General features: G+C 56.5%; 16 protein-coding genes. 7 read left to right on the plus strand and 9 right to left on the minus strand.

The window, feature by feature from the left end; translation table 11 throughout:
- Window positions 1-50 precede the first annotated feature (50 nt).
- Window positions 51-1,424, minus strand: coding sequence for an exodeoxyribonuclease VII large subunit (gene xseA, locus SK53_RS00405; protein ID WP_045896653.1), 1,374 nt, complete (start codon window positions 1,422-1,424; stop codon window positions 51-53).
- A gap of 159 nt (window positions 1,425-1,583) precedes the next feature.
- On the opposite strand from xseA, the gene guaB reads away from it, so the two are divergent.
- Both guaB and guaA read left to right on the plus strand, forming a co-directional pair.
- A complete protein-coding gene (guaB, locus tag SK53_RS00410; protein WP_003860601.1) occupies window positions 1,584-3,050 on the plus strand; it encodes an IMP dehydrogenase in 1,467 nt (488 codons plus the stop codon).
- A 67-nt stretch (window positions 3,051-3,117) separates the two neighbouring features.
- The gene (guaA, locus tag SK53_RS00415; protein WP_003860599.1) at window positions 3,118-4,695 is read left to right on the plus strand and encodes a glutamine-hydrolyzing GMP synthase; all 1,578 of its coding nucleotides are present in this window, start codon (window positions 3,118-3,120) and stop codon (window positions 4,693-4,695) included.
- 102 nt (window positions 4,696-4,797) lie between these two features.
- Here the strand turns inward: guaA and SK53_RS00420 are convergent, their stop codons facing one another.
- Window positions 4,798-5,151, minus strand: coding sequence for a helix-turn-helix domain-containing protein (locus SK53_RS00420; RefSeq protein ID WP_022651570.1), 354 nt, complete (start codon window positions 5,149-5,151; stop codon window positions 4,798-4,800).
- A gap of 338 nt (window positions 5,152-5,489) precedes the next feature.
- Between SK53_RS00420 and SK53_RS00425 the strand changes: the two genes are divergently transcribed.
- Both SK53_RS00425 and oqxB read left to right on the plus strand, forming a co-directional pair.
- Complete coding sequence (locus SK53_RS00425; RefSeq protein ID WP_048208248.1) at window positions 5,490-6,665, plus strand: efflux RND transporter periplasmic adaptor subunit; 1,176 nt, start codon at window positions 5,490-5,492, stop codon at window positions 6,663-6,665.
- A 23-nt stretch (window positions 6,666-6,688) separates the two neighbouring features.
- On the plus strand, window positions 6,689-9,841 hold the full coding sequence (oqxB, locus tag SK53_RS00430; RefSeq protein ID WP_045330478.1) for a multidrug efflux RND transporter permease subunit OqxB: 3,153 nt from the start codon (window positions 6,689-6,691) through the stop codon (window positions 9,839-9,841).
- 66 nt (window positions 9,842-9,907) lie between these two features.
- Here the strand turns inward: oqxB and SK53_RS00435 are convergent, their stop codons facing one another.
- The 3 genes from SK53_RS00435 to SK53_RS00445 form a co-directional block, all read right to left on the minus strand.
- Window positions 9,908-10,387 (minus strand): RrF2 family transcriptional regulator, encoded by a 480-nt coding sequence (locus SK53_RS00435; RefSeq protein ID WP_023325043.1) that lies wholly within the window; start codon window positions 10,385-10,387, stop codon window positions 9,908-9,910.
- A gap of 167 nt (window positions 10,388-10,554) precedes the next feature.
- Window positions 10,555-11,943, minus strand: a complete 1,389-nt coding sequence (locus SK53_RS00440; RefSeq protein WP_032609820.1) for a sensor histidine kinase — start codon at window positions 11,941-11,943, stop codon at window positions 10,555-10,557.
- Window positions 11,943-12,620, minus strand: coding sequence for a response regulator (locus SK53_RS00445; RefSeq protein ID WP_022651566.1), 678 nt, complete (start codon window positions 12,618-12,620; stop codon window positions 11,943-11,945). Before SK53_RS00445 ends, SK53_RS00440 begins: the two co-directional genes overlap by 1 nt.
- A gap of 203 nt (window positions 12,621-12,823) precedes the next feature.
- On the opposite strand from SK53_RS00445, the gene SK53_RS00450 reads away from it, so the two are divergent.
- The gene (locus SK53_RS00450) at window positions 12,824-13,660 is read left to right on the plus strand and encodes a MipA/OmpV family protein (protein WP_048208251.1); all 837 of its coding nucleotides are present in this window, start codon (window positions 12,824-12,826) and stop codon (window positions 13,658-13,660) included.
- 128 nt (window positions 13,661-13,788) lie between these two features.
- Here the strand turns inward: SK53_RS00450 and SK53_RS00455 are convergent, their stop codons facing one another.
- The 3 genes from SK53_RS00455 to SK53_RS00465 are packed head-to-tail and all read right to left on the minus strand — an operon-like array spanning window position 13,789 to window position 16,294.
- On the minus strand, window positions 13,789-14,535 hold the full coding sequence (locus SK53_RS00455) for an alpha/beta fold hydrolase (protein WP_023325040.1): 747 nt from the start codon (window positions 14,533-14,535) through the stop codon (window positions 13,789-13,791).
- 10 nt (window positions 14,536-14,545) lie between these two features.
- Window positions 14,546-15,013, minus strand: a complete 468-nt coding sequence (locus SK53_RS00460; protein WP_048208253.1) for a DUF6130 family protein — start codon at window positions 15,011-15,013, stop codon at window positions 14,546-14,548.
- Between the two features lie 51 nt (window positions 15,014-15,064).
- Entirely contained in the window at window positions 15,065-16,294 is a 1,230-nt protein-coding gene (locus SK53_RS00465; protein ID WP_022651562.1) for an MFS transporter, read from the minus strand.
- Between the two features lie 97 nt (window positions 16,295-16,391).
- Between SK53_RS00465 and SK53_RS00470 the strand changes: the two genes are divergently transcribed.
- Complete coding sequence (locus SK53_RS00470; RefSeq protein ID WP_048208255.1) at window positions 16,392-17,282, plus strand: LysR family transcriptional regulator; 891 nt, start codon at window positions 16,392-16,394, stop codon at window positions 17,280-17,282.
- Here SK53_RS00470 and SK53_RS22360 read toward each other — a convergent pair.
- Window positions 17,279-17,449 carry a YfgG family protein gene (locus SK53_RS22360; protein WP_017383512.1) on the minus strand — a complete coding sequence of 57 codons (171 nt, stop codon included), beginning with the start codon at window positions 17,447-17,449 and terminating at the stop codon, window positions 17,279-17,281. The two genes, SK53_RS00470 and SK53_RS22360, sit on opposite strands and share 4 nt — an antisense overlap.
- Window positions 17,450-17,817: 368 nt before the next feature.
- On the opposite strand from SK53_RS22360, the gene SK53_RS00480 reads away from it, so the two are divergent.
- Window positions 17,818-20,058: an EAL domain-containing protein gene (locus SK53_RS00480; RefSeq protein ID WP_023314636.1), complete on the plus strand. Its 2,241-nt coding sequence runs from the start codon at window positions 17,818-17,820 to the stop codon at window positions 20,056-20,058.
- Window positions 20,059-20,060: the final 2 nt, after the last annotated feature.

Below are 20,060 nucleotides of genomic sequence, written 5' to 3' on the forward strand. Positions count from 1 at the left end.
CCTTATCAAAAAAGGCAATAGCAGCAGTATAGTTTGTAACCGGCGAAGATTTATCCGCTTTTACGCTGGCGCGTTTTTTTCACCGGTTTGATCTCTTTTACCTCACTCTCGACCCAGCCGTCAGAAAGCCGGGTGGTGAGCACATCCCCGGCTTTAACCTGTTTCGTTTGTTTCAGCACTTTGCCGTCCGTCGCGGTGGTCACACTATAGCCGCGGGCCAGCGTGGAGAGCGGGCTGACGGCTTCCAGATGGGTGACCGCATTGCCAAAACGCTCGCGAGTGGCGCTCAGGCGTGAGCGGATATTTTCCGCGAGGCGATACTCAAGCTGCTGGATACGCGTTTGTGCGCGATAAACCTTCGGCTGTGGATTCTGCTGGTTCAGACGCTGCGTCATGCGCTGCTGGCGCGATACCGCCCGCTTAAGCTGGTTATCCAGCGCGAAGTTCATCCGCTGACGCAGACGTTCCAGCACGGTTTGCTGACGCGCCAGACGCAATTGCGGATGCTGCTGTTGCAGACGATGGTGAAGCTGGGTAAAGCGGCGGGTACGGTTGGCGAGGAAGTAGTCCATCGCCATCTCCAGGCGCTGCTGCCCGTTCTGGATCTGACGCAGCAGCTCCTGCTGGTTACGGCTGACTACCTCTGCCGCCGCGGACGGCGTGGGCGCGCGTAAATCCGCGACAAAATCGGCAATCGTCACATCCGTTTCGTGACCGACGGCGCTCACCACCGGGATAAGGCTGGCAAAGATTGCCCGCGCCACGCGCTCGTCGTTAAAGCTCCACAGGTCTTCCAGCGAGCCGCCGCCGCGCCCGACGATCAGGACATCACACTCCTGACGCGCATTCGCCAGCTCAATGGCGCGCACGATCTGCCCCGGCGCATCGTCACCCTGAACGGCAGTCGGGTAGATAATGACGGGCAGGGAAGGGTCACGGCGCTTAAGGACGTGCAAAATATCGTGCAGGGCCGCACCGGTTTTCGACGTGATAACCCCAACGCAGTGGGCTGGTGAGGGAAGGGGTTTTTTAAACTGCTGGTCGAACAATCCCTCAGCCGAAAGCATGGCTTTTAGCTGCTCGTACTTCTGTTGCAGCAAGCCTTCACCGGCGGGCTGCATGCTCTCGACGATAATCTGATAATCGCCGCGCGGCTCATACAGGGTAATGTTGGCGCGAACCAGAACCTGCTGGCCATGCTGAGGACGGAACGTCACGCGACGGTTGCTGTTGCGGAACATCGCGCAGCGCACCTGAGCGGTGTCGTCTTTCAGCGTAAAGTACCAGTGACCGGAAGCAGGCTGCGTGAAGTTAGAGATTTCACCGCTGATCCAGACCTGTCCCATTTCCTGCTCAAGCAGCAAACGCACCGTCTGATTAAGGCGGCTGACAGTATAAATTGAGGGGGATTGAGAGGATAACATGTGAGCGGGATCAAATTCTAAATCAGCAAGTTATTCCGTCGATAGTAACCTGCTGAGAGGTGAGCGCAAGCATTTTTTTCAAAAAAGTGTGGATGCAATCGGTTACGCTCTGTATAATGCCACGGCAATATTTAACCACCCAGGTCAGAGATATTGCCCATGCTACGTATCGCTAAAGAAGCACTGACGTTTGACGACGTCCTCCTCGTTCCCGCTCACTCCACCGTTCTGCCGAATACTGCCGACCTCAGCACGCAGTTGACGAAAACCATTCGTCTGAACATTCCTATGCTCTCCGCAGCAATGGACACCGTGACTGAAGCGCGTCTGGCTATCGCCCTGGCACAGGAAGGCGGCATTGGCTTTATCCACAAAAACATGTCTATCGAGCGTCAGGCGGAAGAAGTTCGCCGCGTGAAGAAGCATGAATCCGGTATCGTGTCCGATCCTCAGACCGTTCTGCCAACCACCACGCTGCACGAAGTGAAAGCCCTGACCGAGCGTAACGGCTTTGCAGGCTACCCGGTAGTCACTGAAGACAACGAACTGGTCGGCATCATTACCGGTCGTGACGTGCGTTTCGTGACTGACCTGAACCAGCCTGTAAGCGTCTACATGACGCCAAAAGAGCGTCTGGTGACCGTGCGTGAAGGCGAAACCCGCGACGTGGTGCTGGCGAAAATGCACGAAAAACGCGTTGAGAAAGCGCTGGTTGTGGACGCGAACTTCCACCTGCGCGGCATGATCACCGTTAAAGATTTCCAGAAAGCAGAACGTAAACCGAACGCCTGTAAAGACGAGCATGGCCGTCTGCGCGTCGGCGCTGCGGTTGGCGCGGGCGCAGGTAACGAAGAGCGCGTTGACGCGCTGGTTGCCGCAGGCGTTGACGTGCTGCTGATTGACTCCTCCCACGGCCACTCCGAAGGCGTTCTGCAACGTATTCGTGAAACCCGTGCTAAATACCCGGATCTCCAGATTATCGGCGGTAACGTGGCAACAGGCGCAGGCGCTCGCGCGCTGGCGGAAGCGGGTTGCAGCGCGGTGAAAGTGGGTATCGGCCCTGGCTCTATCTGTACCACCCGTATCGTCACTGGCGTAGGCGTGCCGCAGATCACGGCGGTTTCTGACGCGGTTGAAGCGCTGGAAGGCACCGGTATTCCGGTTATCGCGGACGGCGGTATCCGCTTCTCTGGTGACATCGCCAAAGCGATCGCCGCAGGTGCCGCAGCCGTGATGGTGGGCTCCATGCTGGCCGGTACCGAAGAATCTCCGGGTGAAATCGAACTCTACCAGGGGCGTTCTTATAAATCCTACCGCGGTATGGGCTCCCTGGGCGCGATGTCCAAAGGTTCCTCTGACCGTTACTTCCAGACCGATAACGCTGCTGACAAACTGGTACCGGAAGGTATCGAAGGTCGCGTGGCGTATAAAGGCCGCCTGAAAGAGATCATTCACCAGCAGATGGGCGGCCTGCGCTCCTGTATGGGGCTGACCGGCTGTGGTACCATTGACCTGTTGCGTACCAAAGCGGAATTCGTACGCATCAGCGGTGCGGGTATCCAGGAGAGCCACGTTCACGACGTGACGATCACCAAAGAGTCCCCGAACTACCGTCTGGGCTCCTGATAAATTTCCGCGCCCGGCTCAATGCCGGGCGCTTTGTTTTGTTTCACTTGCCTCGGAATTAGCGTCAATGACGGAAAACATTCATAAACATCGCATTCTCATCCTGGACTTTGGTTCTCAGTACACTCAGCTGGTGGCGCGCCGCGTGCGTGAGCTGGGCGTTTACTGTGAGCTGTGGGCGTGGGATGTCACGGAAGCACAGATTCGCGAATTCAATCCAAGCGGCATCATCCTGTCCGGCGGCCCGGAAAGCACCACCGAAGAGAACAGCCCGCGCGCGCCGCAGTACGTGTTCGAAGCGGGCGTACCGGTGTTCGGCGTTTGCTACGGTATGCAGACCATGGCGATGCAGCTGGGCGGCCACGTAGAAGGCTCTAACGAGCGTGAGTTCGGCTACGCACAGGTTGAAGTTGTCACCGACAGCGCGCTGGTGCGCGGTATCGAAGACTCCCTGACCGCAGACGGCAAGCCGCTGCTGGACGTGTGGATGAGCCACGGCGACAAAGTCACCGCCATCCCATCCGACTTCGTGACCGTTGCCAGCACCGAAAGCTGCCCGTTCGCCATCATGGCGAACGAAGAAAAACGTTTCTACGGCGTGCAGTTCCACCCCGAAGTGACCCATACCCGTCAGGGTATGCGCATGCTGGAGCGCTTCGTGCGTGACATCTGCCAGTGTGAAGCCCTGTGGACCCCGGCAAAAATCATCGACGACGCCGTGGAGCGTATCCGCCAGCAGGTTGGCGATGACAAAGTGATCCTCGGCCTCTCCGGTGGCGTGGACTCCTCTGTGACCGCGATGCTGCTGCACCGCGCCATCGGCAAAAACCTGACCTGTGTCTTCGTGGATAACGGCCTGCTGCGCCTGAACGAAGCGAAGCAGGTTATGGACATGTTTGGCGACCACTTCGGTCTGAACATCGTTCACGTGGAAGGCGAGCAGCGTTTCCTGGACGCGCTGAAAGGCGAGAACGATCCGGAAGCGAAACGTAAGATCATCGGTCGCGTGTTCGTGGAAGTGTTCGACGAAGAAGCGCTGAAGCTGGAAGACGTGAAATGGCTGGCGCAGGGCACTATCTACCCTGACGTGATCGAGTCTGCGGCCTCCGCAACCGGTAAAGCGCACGTTATCAAATCTCACCACAACGTGGGCGGCCTGCCGAAAGAGATGAAGATGGGTCTGGTGGAACCGCTGCGTGAGCTGTTCAAAGACGAAGTGCGTAAAATCGGTCTGGAGCTGGGGCTGCCGTACGACATGCTCTACCGTCACCCATTCCCGGGCCCGGGCCTCGGCGTACGCGTGCTGGGCGAAGTGAAGAAAGAGTACTGCGACCTGCTGCGTCGCGCGGACGCGATCTTCATCGAAGAGCTGCACAAAGCTGACCTGTACAACAAAGTGAGCCAGGCGTTCACCGTGTTCCTGCCGGTACGCTCCGTCGGCGTGATGGGCGATGGCCGTAAGTACGACTGGGTTGTTTCCCTGCGTGCGGTGGAAACCATCGACTTCATGACCGCGCACTGGGCGCACCTGCCGTATGACTTCTTAGGCCGCGTGTCTAACAGAATAATCAATGAAGTCAATGGCATATCGCGTGTCGTGTATGACATCAGCGGCAAGCCACCGGCGACGATCGAGTGGGAGTAAGCCCATAACCTTTCCTGCGAAGTTATAAGCAGGTAAAACTGATAAAACCCTCTGTTTACAGAGGGTTTTTCTTTTGTAGCTGATATCCGAACGGGACGTGAGCTACTGGCTCATCTGCCGGGATCCACGGCAGCCGATACTGCGTCGCCATGCCCCTGGCGCCTGACCATACTGACGCTTAAAGCTGCGATTGAAGGACTGCTGAGAGTCAAAGCCCAACGCGATCGCCACGTTCAGAATCGGTTCATCGCTGTGGGCTAAGCGCTCAACCGATTTTTGCAGCTTTTGCGCGCGAATATATTCGGCGAGAGGGGAGCCGGTATGTTCTTTGAAAAGCCGCTGGAGGTGCCATTTCGAATAGCCGGCTCGCCTGGAGACGGTTTCAATGTCCAGACGGCTATCGAGGTTGTTGTCGATCCAGTCGAGTAAATCGTGAATGAATGCACCCGTGTTCATCTTGCTTCCCCCTACGCCAAGCATTAAAAAGCATCTTTGTTTGTTGCACTTAAAGGTGACCCGTTTTTACATTAATTGCAAGTTTTATTGTTGCATTTAAATCCCTGTTCAAAACACGTGATTTACCTTTGCCGCAAATAGCACATAAAGTGCAACAATTATTCTTGCACTTAGTTAAGCGCCTTCCTACAATCGCCGCGAATAGTGTATTCGCAACTGTTACAGTTTTGTGGCGATGAACGACACAAACGGCCTTAAGCCAGCTACCGGACAAAGGAAGTGGCGCGGCGTCTCCCGCTGCGTCTTGCCCGGCGGCTACAATAACCGGAATAAAAATAATGAGCCTGCAAAAAACCTGGGGTAACTTTCATCTGAGCGCGATGGGGGTGGTTTTACTCTCCGTGCTTCTCGTCGGGTGCGATGACAGCGTCGCGCAAAATGCCGCGCCGCAAGCGCCCGTTGTCAGCGCTGCTGACGTGGTGGTGAAATCCATTAGCCAGTGGGACAGCTTTAACGGTCGCATTGAAGCGGTGGAAAGCGTTCAGCTGCGTCCGCGCGTGTCCGGCTACATTGAGAAAGTGAATTACACCGACGGCCAGGAAGTGAAGAAGGGCGAGGTGCTGTTCACCATTGATGACCGTACCTATCGCGCCGCGCTGGAACAGGCGCAGGCGAACCTGGCGCGGGCCAAAACGCAGGCCAGCCTGGCGCAAAGTGAGGCTAACCGTACCGATAAGCTGATCAATACCCATCTGGTCTCACGGGAAGAGTGGGAGCAGCGTCGCTCGGCTGCCGTTCAGGCGCAGGCCGACATTCGCGCCGCGCAGGCGGCGGTTGACGCAGCCCAGCTCAACCTGGACTTCACCAAAGTGACTGCGCCTATCGATGGTCGCGCCAGCCGGGCGCTGATCACCAGCGGGAACCTGGTGACTGCGGGCGATACCGCCAGCGTCCTCACCACGCTGGTCTCGCAGAAGACGGTGTACGTCTACTTTGACGTGGACGAGTCAACCTACCTTCACTATCAGAAACTGGCCCGCAGCGGGCAGGGGGCGTCCAGCAATCACACGGCGCTGCCGGTTGAGATTGGCCTGACGGGCGAGGAGGGCTATCCCCATCAGGGCAAAGTGGATTTCCTGGATAACCAGCTCACGCCGAGCACCGGGACCATCCGCATGCGCGCGCTGCTGGATAACTCACAGCGTCAGTTCACGCCGGGACTGTTTGCCCGCGTACGCCTGCCGGGCAGTGCGGAATTTAAAGCCACGCTTGTTGACGATAAGGCGGTGCTGACCGATCAGGATCGTAAATACGTCTATATCGTGGATAAAGACGGAAAAGCGCAGCGCCGCGACATCACGCCCGGGCGTCTGGCCGACGGTTTACGTATCGTACAGCAGGGGCTGAATCCCGGGGATAAAGTCATCGTCGATGGTTTACAAAAAGTGTTTATGCCGGGTATGCCGGTTAATGCAAAAACCGTTGCCATGACCGCCAGCGCCGCCCTCAACTGATCCCTTACCTGAGAATCCAATCCATGGACTTTTCCCGCTTTTTCATCGACAGGCCGATTTTTGCCGCCGTACTGTCGATTCTGATTTTTATCACAGGATTAATCGCCATCCCGCTGCTGCCGGTGAGCGAATACCCTGACGTCGTGCCGCCAAGCGTGCAGGTGCGCGCCGAGTATCCGGGCGCCAACCCGAAAGTGATTGCTGAGACCGTGGCAACACCGCTGGAAGAGGCGATCAACGGCGTTGAAAACATGATGTACATGAAATCCGTCGCGGGCTCGGACGGCGTGCTGGTGACCACCGTGACCTTCCGTCCGGGGACTGACCCGGATCAGGCGCAGGTTCAGGTGCAAAACCGCGTCGCGCAGGCCGAGGCGCGTCTGCCGGAAGACGTGCGGCGTTTGGGCATCACGACTCAGAAACAGTCGCCAACGCTGACGCTGGTGGTGCATCTGTTTTCGCCTGGTGGTAAGTACGATTCACTGTATATGCGTAACTACGCCACGCTGAAGGTGAAGGACGAGCTGGCGCGCCTGCCCGGCGTCGGCCAGATCCAGATTTTCGGCTCCGGTGAGTACGCGATGCGCGTCTGGCTGGACCCTAATAAAGTGGCGGCGCGCGGGCTGACCGCCTCGGACGTGGTCACGGCGATGCAGGAGCAAAACGTACAGGTCTCCGCCGGTCAGCTTGGTGCCGAGCCGCTGCCGAAAGAGAGCGACTTCCTGATCTCCATTAACGCCCAGGGCCGCCTGCATACCGAAGAAGAGTTTGGCAATATTGTCCTGAAAACAACGCAGGATGGTACGGTCGTCCGCCTGCGCGACGTGGCGCGGATTGAAATGGGCTCCGGGAGCTATGCCCTGCGTTCCCAGCTGAACAATAAAGACGCGGTCGGGATTGGTATCTTCCAGTCGCCGGGGGCGAACGCCATCGATCTGTCTAACGCGGTGCGCGCGAAAATGGACGAACTGTCCACGCGCTTCCCGGCAGACATGAAGTGGGCGGCACCTTACGATCCGACGGTCTTCGTGCGTGATTCAATCCGTGCGGTGGTGCAAACGCTGCTGGAAGCCGTGGTGCTGGTGGTGCTGGTGGTCATTCTGTTCCTGCAAACCTGGCGCGCGTCGATCATTCCGCTGATCGCGGTGCCGGTGTCGGTGGTGGGTACTTTCAGCATTCTCTACCTGCTGGGCTTCTCGCTGAATACCCTCAGCCTGTTCGGCTTGGTGCTCGCCATCGGTATCGTGGTGGACGACGCCATCGTGGTGGTGGAAAACGTCGAGCGAAATATCGAAGAGGGGCTTGCGCCGCTTGCGGCCGCGCACCAGGCGATGCGTGAAGTGTCCGGGCCGATTATCGCGATTGCGCTGGTGCTGTGCGCGGTGTTTGTGCCGATGGCGTTTCTGTCGGGCGTTACCGGCCAGTTCTACAAGCAGTTTGCGGTGACGATCGCGATATCGACGGTGATTTCAGCGATTAACTCGCTGACGCTCTCTCCGGCGCTGGCGGCACTGCTGTTAAAGCCCCACGGCGCGCCGAAAGATTTCCCGACCCGGCTTATCGACCGTCTGTTCGGCTGGATTTTCCGTCCGTTTAACCGCTTTTTCCTCCGCAGTTCAAACGGCTATCAGGGGCTGGTGGGCAAAACGCTGGGACGGCGCGGTGCGGTATTCGTGGTTTACCTGCTGCTGCTCTGTGCCGCAGGCGTCATGTTTAAAGCCGTTCCCGGCGGGTTTATTCCGACGCAGGATAAGCTGTACCTGATTGGCGGCGTGAAAATGCCGGAAGGCTCGTCGCTGGCGCGTACCGATGCGGTGATCCGCAAAATGAGCGAAATCGGGATGAATACCGAAGGCGTGGATTATGCGGTCGCGTTTCCTGGCCTGAATGCGCTCCAGTTCACCAATACGCCGAACACCGGGACGGTCTTTTTTGGCCTGAAGCCGTTCGACCAGCGTAAACATTCCGCGGCGGAAATTAACGCGGAGATCAACGCGAAAATCGCGCAAATCCAGCAGGGCTTTGGCTTCTCGATTCTGCCGCCGCCGATTTTAGGGCTGGGTCAGGGGTCGGGCTATTCGCTGTACATACAGGATCGCGCTGGTCTGGGCTATGGCGCGCTGCAAAACGCGGTGAACACCATGTCCGGGGCGATTATGCAGACGCCGGGGATGCATTTCCCCATCTCAACCTACCAGGCTAACGTGCCGCAGTTGGACGTCCAGGTTGACCGCGATAAGGCGAAAGCGCAGGGCGTGTCGCTGACCGATCTCTTCGGGACGCTGCAAACCTATCTGGGCTCGTCGTACGTCAATGATTTCAACCAGTTCGGGCGTACCTGGCGCGTGATGGCGCAGGCCGACGGGCAGTTCCGCGACAGCGTGGAAGATATTGCGAATCTGCGTACCCGCAACAGCCAGGGCGAAATGGTGCCGATTGGCAGTATGGTGAACATCACGACCACCTACGGTCCGGACCCGGTGATCCGCTACAACGGCTACCCGGCGGCGGATCTGATTGGTGATGCCGACCCGCGCGTGCTCTCTTCCGCGCAGGCGATGACGCAGCTGGACGCTATGTCTAAGCAGATCCTGCCGAACGGGATGAATATTGAATGGACGGACCTGAGCTTCCAGCAGGCCACCCAGGGCAACACGGCGCTGATCGTCTTCCCGGTCGCAGTGCTGCTGGCGTTCCTGGTGCTGGCGGCGCTGTATGAAAGCTGGACGCTGCCGCTGGCGGTGATCCTCATCGTGCCGATGACGATGCTCTCCGCGCTGTTCGGCGTCTGGCTGACCGGGGGCGATAACAACGTCTTTGTGCAGGTAGGGCTGGTTGTGCTGATGGGGCTGGCCTGTAAAAACGCGATTCTTATCGTTGAGTTTGCCCGCGAACTGGAAATTCAGGGCAAAGGCATCATGGAGGCTGCGCTGGAGGCGTGCCGCCTGCGTTTACGCCCGATTGTAATGACTTCTATCGCCTTTATTGCCGGGACTATTCCACTGATCCTTGGTCACGGGGCAGGGGCAGAAGTGCGCGGCGTCACCGGGATCACAGTCTTTTCCGGGATGCTGGGCGTGACGCTGTTTGGTCTGTTCCTGACGCCGGTCTTTTACGTGACGCTGCGTAAGTTCGTGACGCGCGGCAAAGCGGAAAGAGAGGTGTTGCCTGCGTAGGACGTAGCAGATAGCAAAAAGCCACCTTCACAATGAAGGCGGCTTTTTTTTCGCAGTCTGTCAGGATTAAGGCGCTTTTTTATGCTGCGTAAAGAGTTCCGGCACCGGATCGCACCCGCTGGTATCGGCTTTTTTCACCTCTTCCAGCGCGCTGGCGACGGTATGGCGCGCTAAAACCGCTAACGAAGCCTGCTCCGCTTCATCAGCGATTGATTTGAAGTACCAGCAGGCGTTGGCGCTGACCACGCAGCGGGCCGGGACGTCAGGACGGGACGCCCACAGCTTTTTATCTTCAGTGACGGAAAGGTAGATATCACGCAGGGTGATCTCTTCAGCCGGGCGGCCAAGATGAATAGAGCCGTTGCGGCCAAGCGTGGAGACGATAATGCCGTCGCGGGCGAGAGGAACCATTAATTTGCGGATAAAGCTCGGATTCGCTTCCAGGCCGTAAGCCAGGATTGCACTCGTCGAACGTTCACCCGATTGCTCCGCCATCGCTACGCTGAGAACCATCTGCAAAGCTGTCGGGAAGCGGTAATCTAACATTTTTCTGTCCTGGGTTGCGGTGAATCTTGTTCTTTTTGGCACCGCAGAGGTGAATAATCAGTAAGTAACAATATAACAAATACGGTAATTTTATTGAAGCAATCTGCGGCATACGTAAAGTAACGCTGCGCTGACACATGTCAGGACGTGTAGCGCCGCGTTTACGTTCATGCGAACGCCGGATTCGGGAAATCAACGGTCACCATAAGACCACCTTCGGCTGACGTACTCAGATTGACCCTGCCGTTGTGTTGCTGCGTAACGGCTTTGACGATGGCAAGCCCCAGTCCACTCCCGCTTTGGGTCTGATTAGGATCGCGGAAAAATCTGTCGAACACGCGCTCCCGCAGTTCAATCGGGATACCGGGGCCCGCGTCTGAGACGCGCAGCTGAGCGCATTTATCACGCGATTGCAGTTGTACCTCAATGCGTCCACCCTCAGGGCTGTACTTCACGGCATTCTCAATTAAATTGTCGATCAGCGACACCAGACGTTCCCGAATGCCTGCGACATGGATTTCATCGTCGGCGAAGAATTCAAACTCAATTCTGCGTCCGGACGCCAGCGGTTCCAGGGCAGCCATTCGCTCCTGAATAAGCGTTGTCAGCGGCACAGGCGACATCACCGTGCTGATGTGTGCTTCGCTGTGCATCATCAGCAGAAGCTGATTGACGAGACGCGCAGCACGGCTATTGCTGCGAACAATGCCCGCAAGCAGTTCCTGCTGGCTTTCGCTGATGACCCAGGACTGCAATGCCTCGACGTTGATCCGCATCGCGGCCAGAGGCGTACGCAGTTCGTGAGCGGCATCGGCAATAAACATTTTTTCCCTTTCGGCGCTTTCCCGCACCCTGGCCAGAAAGTCATTAATCGCGTCGACCGTCTGGCGAAGCTCTCTGTGTCTGGGGACGGCTTTTAAAGGCGAGAGATCGTCCGGCGTGCGCAATGAAATTTCATCTACCACCTTGTTCCAGGGGCGCATCGCGATGCGGATGGACAGCCACGCGGGGAACAGAAGAAAAGGGATGCATATCATCAGCGGCATGACGTAGTAGCCGCGCGAGTTCAGATAGATAAAGAAATTCCAGCTACCGGCAGGGGTAAAAAGGGTGACCTCCACGTCGGAGTGCGCGGATTTGAGGGTACGGCTTGTCCATGTATGGTCCTCACTCTGGACATGCTGCATGACCCCCAGACGGCTATTTTTTACCCCCGTTGGCGCACCATCCGAAGAAAAAATAATCTCGTTATTCTTGCGAACAATGAGGTTGATGGACAGCTCCGGGTCTTCACCGCCGCCATAGCCCTCCCGCAGCGCCTTGCTGAACGCTGCCAGCACGGCATTACGCGCCTGCGGGCGATCGTCCATGCTCTCTACCAGGGAAAAAACGGTTTCGTAAGTCTCATTGCCCGTCAGTATGGGAGGACTACGCAGGTCTTCCAGCAAAATGAAGGTTAAAAAGAGACACCAGAGCAACGTAAGCAGCAGCATCTGGGCGACCAGCATTCGCCTGACCAGTGTGGGAAGCCTGAGGTGGTGCCAAAAATTACGCATCAACCTGCCGCCTTCTGAACGGGTACGGTATCAATGACATACCCAACGCCTCTCACCGTTCGCACAAAGCCATCGCCAATTTTTCGCCGCAGGTTACCCATATGCACATCAAGTGCGTTGCTGAGGTTTTCTTTCGTGCCAAATAACCTTTCTTCCAGATACCGTCGCGTAAGCACGCGATCGGCGCGCAGCATTAACGTTTCAAGCAGCGCATATTCGCTTGCCGTCAGCTCAACGTGGCGTGCGCTCACCGTTACGCGACGCGTCGGAATATGAAGCGACAAACCGCGAATTTCTATTGCCTCATTTTCAAAACCGTAACTGCGCCGCGCAAGGGCTCTCACGCGCGCCAGCAGTTCGGCGAGAACAAAAGGTTTGACCAGATAATCGTCTGCGCCTGCATCCAGACCGCACAGGCGGTCCTGTAGCGTGCCTCGCGCCGTCAGGATGATGACGGGGACGCCCTTAAGCTGTTGACGCAGGCGCGTCATCAGGCTCATGCCATCGCCATCGGGCAGCCCCAGGTCTAGCAAAATAAGTTCCGGCACGCAGATCCCAAGCTGATGCAGCGCATCCTCTTTGCGGCGTACCCATATGACATCAAATCCTTGATCTGCAAGGGCGATACGTACGCCATTGCCGAGATCCAGGTCGTCTTCAATTAGTAGAATTTTCACATTGGTAACTGTATCAACAGTGCATGAAGAACAACTGAAGAAAAAACGGTATCAGGAATTCTTCAGGGTTTACAGAACCTTCACTTGCTTCAGCATTTCTTCATTTACGGCTCATAAGAACCTTAAGGTGAGTATTCAGAATGAGCGCTCTGGCGTTTAACACCGCTTGTATCGCAATTATCTGAATCCAAAGGGCTTCTTTAATGAGAAACATCACACTGCGTCATAGTTTCCCCCGTTCACGCATCGGTCGCAGCATGAAAAGCATCTTGCCGGGGGCCGTCCTGGCGTTACTGGCTACCACGGCCCTGGCGGCAGATCAGCGCCAGGGCAACGTGTTAACCCTGGGAGGCGGCGTGGATGTTGCGCCACGCTATTCCGGTTCGGACAAGAGCCGGGTCTCTGCGGCTCAGGTGGTTGATTACGCGATGGCAAATGGTTTTTTTGTCAGCACCACGCGGGGGATCGGCTACGGCAACAGCTTTGGTAACCTGGACTACAATGCAGCGCTGAGCTATCGCGCTGGACGTAAGGATCGCGACGTAAGCAGCGATTCGATCGCCTCCGGCAGCGACGACCTGCGGGGAATGGGTGACATTAAAGGCTCAGCTATCGTTGTGCCAGGGCTGGGGTACAGGGTGACTGACTGGCTGACCGTGCAGTTGCAGGCAGAGGTTCCGGTTTCTGAGAGAGACAATGGTGAGGCTGTGCATTTCGGCATTGCCAGCCCGATCTATACATCTCCGAAAAATGCGTTAACGCTGGCGCTGACCGGTAGCTGGGGATCCAGTAAGTACGTGCAAACCTATTACGGGGTGAATGCCGCCCAGTCGGCCGCATCGGGTTTTGCCCGACACGATGCCGGATCGGGACTATATGCGTATTCGCTGAACCTGGACTGGACTCATAAGCTCACCTCCCGCTGGAGCCTGCTTGCCGCAGCTGGCGTTACGCAGCTGACGGGAGAGGCTGGCGATAGCCCAATTGTTCAGCGAAAAACGTCTCCTGTGGGAAGTTTGAAGGTGACGTACAGCTTCTGATGGTTAAGAGTGGGGGGAAGGCGCGTTTGTGAAAACCGCACATAACCCCGTTGCAGGAGCCAGAAGTGCATAAAGCCCGCAGGATGGCGTGGCCCGAAGTCGGACCGTTCATCATGCGGGCTTTTTTATCACTGTTGACCCGATAACGCCTGTTCAATCGTACGGGTAACGACGTCCGGCTGGCTGACCATCGATACATGGCTTGCCGCTACCTCCGTGGTGTTGGCGTTGATTTTCTTCGCCATTGCGCGCTCAAGCTCAGGATTGATCATCCGGTCATTTTTGCTGATCACATACCAGCTCGGTTTGTCATGCCAGGCGGCATGCGCGACTTTCTCCCCAAACGCATCGGCCTTAATAGGGCTTTGCGTCGCGGCAATCACGCTGCGCTCAACGTCCTTCACGTCAGGGGCAAAATTCTCGCTGACCGCTTTTGTCGGCAGATATAAATACCCCTCTGACGTTTTAGCGAGGCTGGCGCTCCCTGGCGGAGCAGGATAACTGTCTGCCAGATCTGCGGTCGACTGGCCGGAATCCGGCGCAAAAGCGGCAACGTAAACCAGAGACTTCACCCGCGCATTATTGCCCGCTTCGCTGATTACCGACCCGCCCCAGGAGTGCCCGACCAGCACAACGTCGCCATGAGCCCGGGCGATAGCACGCTGCGTGGCGGCGACATCATCTTTCAGAGACGTGAGCGGAAGTTGTACCGCAATGACCTCGGTATGGTGTTTTTGCAGCCGGGTAATCACCTTATTCCAGCTGCTGCCGTCGGCAAACGCCCCGTGCACCAGCACCACGCTGGCTTTCGTCTCTGCCAGCGCGCTGGTGGAAACCGCCAGCAGCGCCGCTGTTAATACAGACAATGCTTTCATAACAGGCTCCTTAAAAGTGGTGAACCGCGGCGTGTGGCGGCACGGTGAATTCAACGGTTTTATGGTCGATGGGCTTATGCGTCGGGTCGGCAACGATGATGGTTACCTTGTGTTTCCCGGCGGGCAGCCCGACCAGGATCACCGGCTCGCCGCTGGTATCAGCCCAGTGCCAGGGCGCGTCATCCACCACAACGTGAATATGGCCGATACTCGGAGTGACTTTCAGCGCGTCGGGTCCAAATACAGGTTCAATGCGCAGGTTTTCGACGCGGTACTGAATAAAGACCGCACCTTTACTCAGCGGTCCCGCCAGCGGTGGGTCGACGATCAGTTTTGCTGGCGGCTGGGGTTTTTCCTGCGGCGCTACGGCGGCCGGGCCATTAACATCAGCGGCGCTCAGGCCATCCAACGGTGCGGCCAGTGCGCCAGCAAAGGACGTCAGCGCAAATACAGGAAGCAGGAAATATCGACGAATCATCTGTGTCTCTCCTCATCAGTTTATTATGGCGAGGGATACAGAAGACCATTTTTATGTATCGGGGATGTTTGCTTCTGCGGGCGTTTTGTACCGGTTTGTCAGCGTAGCGCTCGGGATACAGTGCGATACAGTTTGTTTGCCTGGGCTGCGCACGAGCGCCACTGCGAACCCCGCAATGACCAGCGTCAGTCCTGCGGAAACCCACATTCCGCCTGTTATACCCAGCGACTTATTTAGCCACGCATACGCAAACGGAGAGGCGGCTGCCATCAGTTGGCCTGGAATAAGCAGCAGCCCCGTGCGGCTGGCATAGCGCTCTGTACTAAACAGTTCCAGGGGTAGCGTCGCTTTGACGATAGTCACCAGCCCGTTAATGGCACCAAAGCCGAACACAAATCCGGCGGCACACCAGGCCAGCATGTCGCTGCTCAGTCCGATGAGAAAACAAAGCGGCATGGCGAGCGCAGTGAAAAGCGTCAGTTTTAGCGGAGTGAGGCGCGCCCCTGCCAGCACCTCCATAAGGCGCGCACCGGTCTGCCCCATTCCCCACAGCATGCCGACGGCGACCGGCAGGCCGAAGCTGGCGATAAATTCGGGAAGGTGTGTAGAGGTGCCGTTAGAGACGAAGGTGATGAGAGCAATGAAGGTTGCATAAAGCCAGCCATTACGCCTGTCATGAGGGGAAACCTGCGTACATGCTTTGGGCTTGACCGTAAAGCGCTGGCGCGGGAAGCGCCGAAGAAGCAGGGCACTGAGCAGACCGAACAGGGCGTAGATCTTCAGCGCATCCTGCCAACCCATCACGTTCAGTAAGGCGTCTCCCAGCGGCCAAAAGACAGCGGACGCCAGCCCGCCTGCCAGGGTGACACGAGAGATTGTCCTGCGTGCCTGCGGTCCGTATAGGTTCACAAGAGCGGAGAAAAGCGCATCATACAGCGACAGGCGCATCCCGATGCCGGTCAGCAACCAGGCGCCATACCAGCCTGAAAGTGTGGGCGTAAAGGCCATTGACAGACAGCTTACGGCGATCAGCAAGGTCCCGCTCATTACCACCCTTTGTCCACCAAAACGCGCCAGCAGAGGTGCGACAAACGGCGAGACAATAGCCATAACCAGCATGGCCAGCGTCAGGCCAAGATAGATTTTGGGGGACGACCAGCTTCGGTCTGCTGTAATGGCATGAGCAAAGGTTCCCGGCATGTAAAAGGAGATCCCCCAGTTAATGAGTTGATTACATCCCGCAGTGAGCGCAAGACGGCGAGGGAGTGCAGGTGTTTCCATTATTTTTCATTCCGTTAGGCAGTTGTCCCGAGCATACAGGGCGCGGTATTGTGCTGGCAGAGCCGTATCCTTATTCACCCTATAAGAGAAACTTTGCATGACGACGCTCAATCTGGGACACCTCGCCACTTTTCGTCTGGTCGTTCAACGCGGCAGCTTTTCTGCGGCAGCAGATGTAATGGGTATTTCCCAGCCCGCCGTCAGCCTGCAAATACGCCAGCTGGAGCAGTTTCTTCAGACGCGGCTGATCGAACGTACGGGGCGTGGAATCAAAGCCACTGCTGCCGGTGAGGCGCTACGGGTGCACGGTGAACGTCTTGAACTGGCGGTTGAGGAGACAATTCGTTCGGTTAGCGCGTTCACTCAGGAAGTGAGCGGCACCATCACGCTCGGCACGGGCGCGACGGCCTGTATTCATCTGCTTCCAGCGCTGTTGCAGCAGCTTCGTGAGGAGTATCCCCTGTTACGGATCGGAGTGACGACGGGAAATACGCCAGATATCGTCAGGGCGATTGAGGAGAATCGGCTGGATATGGGGCTGGTCACGCTACCGGCGAGCGGTCGTACGTTGGCGATTATGCACGCGATGGAGGAAGAGTTTGTCTGGATTGGCGCGCAGGTTCAGCCGGAAGAAGGGGAGCAGTTTACGCCAGACTCTTTATACGCTCAGCCGCTCATTGCGTTTGAGTCGGGCAGCGGTACGCGAACGTTGATTGACGGCTGGTTTGAAGCCCGCGGACTAGCCGTCTCACCGGTTATGCAGCTTGGCAGTATTGAGGCCATCAAACGCATGGTACGTGCAGGGCTGGGCTACAGTATTGTGCCGCGAATGGCGGTGGAGCATGCCGACGACCGGGAGGGATTACGCGTTCAATCGTTAACGCCCGTTCTGCGCCGGCAACTGGCGATAGTGATGCGTCAGGATAAGATCCTCAGCAAAGGGATGACGGTAATTATTCGGCTGTTACAGCGTGAACATGGACGTTAGCGCTCGGGCGAATCCACAACGAGGCCTGATTGCTGCGACTGAATTTTGTCCTGATGGTGATACCAGGCGCCAATGGAGGAATAAACAAAGCGGCCAAAGAAAAACAGGAAACTGATGAGCAGTATGATGCGGGTCATCCGGGTGTTAAATCGATGTCGTTTTCGCATACGCGTAGCCTGACTCACTTTCTTTTCCTGAGTATACCCTTTTGGGCGATACGGCTATTAAGGCACAGCCGCAAGTCTGGGTCAATTCGGCGAAATGTAAAATACCGTCAATGCTTACATTAATTTATGTTATTAAAAACAACGCTTTTATTTATCGCATTGATAATTACAGGAAAAATATTCAAAAAAAACGTAAGAAAGGTTTATTCAGATAAATTAATTTGATTTAGGTCAACCGCATCCCGTCGTTGATATTTAAAATCCCTCCTCCACTGTGCTTGCCAGGAATTTCCCGGGCAACGTGTACGTCAGGTTGGATGCCTGTCTTCCTTTACCCTCTGGAGCGCAAGGGTTGTAAACGAGCATCTATGAATATTCACCACATCCTGAAGCAAAATAAAGACCGCTGGTGGGCACTTCCTCTTATTTTACCCGTCGTGTTACTCCCGGTACTAAGTGTGGCTAATACCTTAACGCAGCTGGGCGACGGTATCGTTGCGCTCTATTATCTCCCGCTCTCTTTTCTGCTGGCGCTGATGTTGTTCTTTGGCCTGGAAGCCCTCCCCGGGGTGGTGGTATCGCTATTTTTACGTTATTACCCCTCCGTTGGGTTATTTGAAACCGTGGCTGGCATTCTGCATTTTATCGTTCCTCTGGTGCTCAGCTGGGGCGGTTATCGCGTATTTGCGCCCCGGCGCAATATGACCGCTTACGGTGACATACGTCTGATGGGGCAGCGTATTTTCTGGCAGGTGTTTTGTCCGGCAACGCTTTTTCTGGTGCTGTTTCAGTTTGCGGTTTATCTCGGCATTTATGAGAGCCGCCAGAGCCTCGCGGGACTAAATCCCCTCAATATTCGGACACTTATTAACTATCAGGGGCTACTGGTGAGCGGGCTGACGGGCGTGCCGCTAAGCTACCTGCTGATCCGCCTGATACGGCATCCGCGCTATATCAAGGGACTGATGTCCCAGCTCCGCGCGCAAATAGACAAAAAGGTGACGGCCGTTGAGTTTGTGGTGTGGTTTTTAGCCCTGGGCGGGTTGCTGGTCATGCTGCTGCTGCCCATGAATGCAAACAGTTCCATTTTCAGTACCAACTACACCTTGTCCCTGCTGATGCCCGTGATGCTCTGGGGGGCGATGCGCTTTGGCTACAAGCTGATGTCACTCATCTGGACGCCGGTCCTGCTGGTGTCGATTCACTTTTTTTATCACTACATTCCGGTGCAAGAGGGGTATGGCATTCAGCTGGCGATCACCTCATCCAGCTATCTGGTCTTTTCCTTCGTTGTGACGTACATGTCGATGCTGGCGACACGCCAGCGCGCCATCAATATTCGCTCCCGCAGTCAGGCTTTTCTCGATCCGGTGGTGCATATGCCCAACCTGCGGGCGCTGTCGCGCGAGCTGGCCAGTCATCCGTGGTCAGCGCTCTGTTTACTGCGCGTGCCCGAGCTGGAGGTACTGGGACGCAATTACGGCGTGATGCTGCGGATCCAGTATAAACAGCAGCTGGCGCAATGGATAAACGGCACTCTACAGCCCAATGAGCGAGTCTATCACCTCACCGGGTATGACATGGCGGTGCGTCTGGATGCGGAGTCGCATCAACAGCGCATTGAGACGCTGGACGAGCATATCAAGCAGTTCGTTTTTGTCTGGGATGGTATGCCGGTACAGCCTCAGGTCGGCATAAGCTATTGCTATGTGCGCTCACCCGTCAATCACCTCTATCTGGTGCTGGGGGAGCTGGGCATCGTGGCCGATCTCTCCCTTTCTACCAACCACCCGGAAAATCTTCAGCAGCGCGGGGCTGTTCACTTGCAGCGTAGCCTGAAAGATAAGGTCGCGATGATGAGCCGTTTACAGGCCGCGCTGGAGCAGGACGCTTTTACCCTGCTGGTTCAACCCGTTCGCGGGCTGCGCGGCGATTGTTATCACGAGGTGCTGCTGCGAATGCGTGATGATAATGGGGCGCTGATCTTTCCCGAACAGTTCCTGCCCATAGCACAGGAGTTTGGTTTATCGTCGCGTGTCGATTTATGGGTACTGGAGCGTACGTTGAGTTTCCTGGCACAGCACCGCCAGCGGTTGCCGGGCCAGCGCTTTGCGATCAACCTCGCACCTTCTACCGTCTACCGGGCGCAGTTCCCGCTTGAAGTGAGCCGCCTGTTAGCCAAATACGCCGTTGAAGCATGGCAGTTGATCTTTGAAGTGACCGAAAGCAGCGCCTTTGGTCATGCGGATCTGGCGGCGTCTACCCTCAGGAAATTACAAAAAATGGGCATCCGGATCGCCATTGATGATTTTGGCACCGGCTACGCCAGCTATGCGCGGTTAAAAAGCGTGGACGCCGACATCCTCAAAATCGACGGCGGTTTTATTCGCAATATTGTCAGCAACAGCCTGGATTACCAGATTGTGGCTTCTATTTGCCATCTGGCCCGGATGAAGAAAATGCTGGTGGTGGCGGAATATGTGGAAACAGAAGAGATACGTAGCGCGGTGCACGCGCTAGGTATCGATTATGTGCAGGGTTATTTGATTGGGTTGCCGGCTGAGCTTGATACGTTGCTCGACACGGAGCCTTCTCAGGAGAGCGCCTGAGC

The sequence above is a fragment of the Enterobacter sp. MGH119 genome (assembly GCF_001037675.1).
GTDB lineage: Bacteria > Pseudomonadota > Gammaproteobacteria > Enterobacterales > Enterobacteriaceae > Enterobacter > Enterobacter hormaechei_C.

Excerpts from the sequence above, each read along its gene's own strand:
- xseA (WP_045896653.1), bottom strand. The coding sequence starts at position 1,424 with ATGTTATCCTCTCAATCCCCCTCAATTTATACTGTCAGCCGCCTTAAT.
- guaB (WP_003860601.1), top strand. The coding sequence starts at position 1,584 with ATGCTACGTATCGCTAAAGAAGCACTGACGTTTGACGACGTCCTCCTC.
- guaA (WP_003860599.1), top strand. The coding sequence starts at position 3,118 with ATGACGGAAAACATTCATAAACATCGCATTCTCATCCTGGACTTTGGT.
- SK53_RS00420 (WP_022651570.1), bottom strand. The coding sequence starts at position 5,151 with ATGAACACGGGTGCATTCATTCACGATTTACTCGACTGGATCGACAAC.
- SK53_RS00425 (WP_048208248.1), top strand. The coding sequence starts at position 5,490 with ATGAGCCTGCAAAAAACCTGGGGTAACTTTCATCTGAGCGCGATGGGG.
- oqxB (WP_045330478.1), top strand. The coding sequence starts at position 6,689 with ATGGACTTTTCCCGCTTTTTCATCGACAGGCCGATTTTTGCCGCCGTA.
- SK53_RS00435 (WP_023325043.1), bottom strand. The coding sequence starts at position 10,387 with ATGTTAGATTACCGCTTCCCGACAGCTTTGCAGATGGTTCTCAGCGTA.
- SK53_RS00440 (WP_032609820.1), bottom strand. The coding sequence starts at position 11,943 with ATGCGTAATTTTTGGCACCACCTCAGGCTTCCCACACTGGTCAGGCGA.
- SK53_RS00450 (WP_048208251.1), top strand. The coding sequence starts at position 12,824 with ATGAGAAACATCACACTGCGTCATAGTTTCCCCCGTTCACGCATCGGT.
- SK53_RS00455 (WP_023325040.1), bottom strand. The coding sequence starts at position 14,535 with ATGAAAGCATTGTCTGTATTAACAGCGGCGCTGCTGGCGGTTTCCACC.
- SK53_RS00460 (WP_048208253.1), bottom strand. The coding sequence starts at position 15,013 with ATGATTCGTCGATATTTCCTGCTTCCTGTATTTGCGCTGACGTCCTTT.
- SK53_RS00465 (WP_022651562.1), bottom strand. The coding sequence starts at position 16,294 with ATGGAAACACCTGCACTCCCTCGCCGTCTTGCGCTCACTGCGGGATGT.
- SK53_RS00470 (WP_048208255.1), top strand. The coding sequence starts at position 16,392 with ATGACGACGCTCAATCTGGGACACCTCGCCACTTTTCGTCTGGTCGTT.
- SK53_RS22360 (WP_017383512.1), bottom strand. The coding sequence starts at position 17,449 with ATGCGAAAACGACATCGATTTAACACCCGGATGACCCGCATCATACTG.
- SK53_RS00480 (WP_023314636.1), top strand. The coding sequence starts at position 17,818 with ATGAATATTCACCACATCCTGAAGCAAAATAAAGACCGCTGGTGGGCA.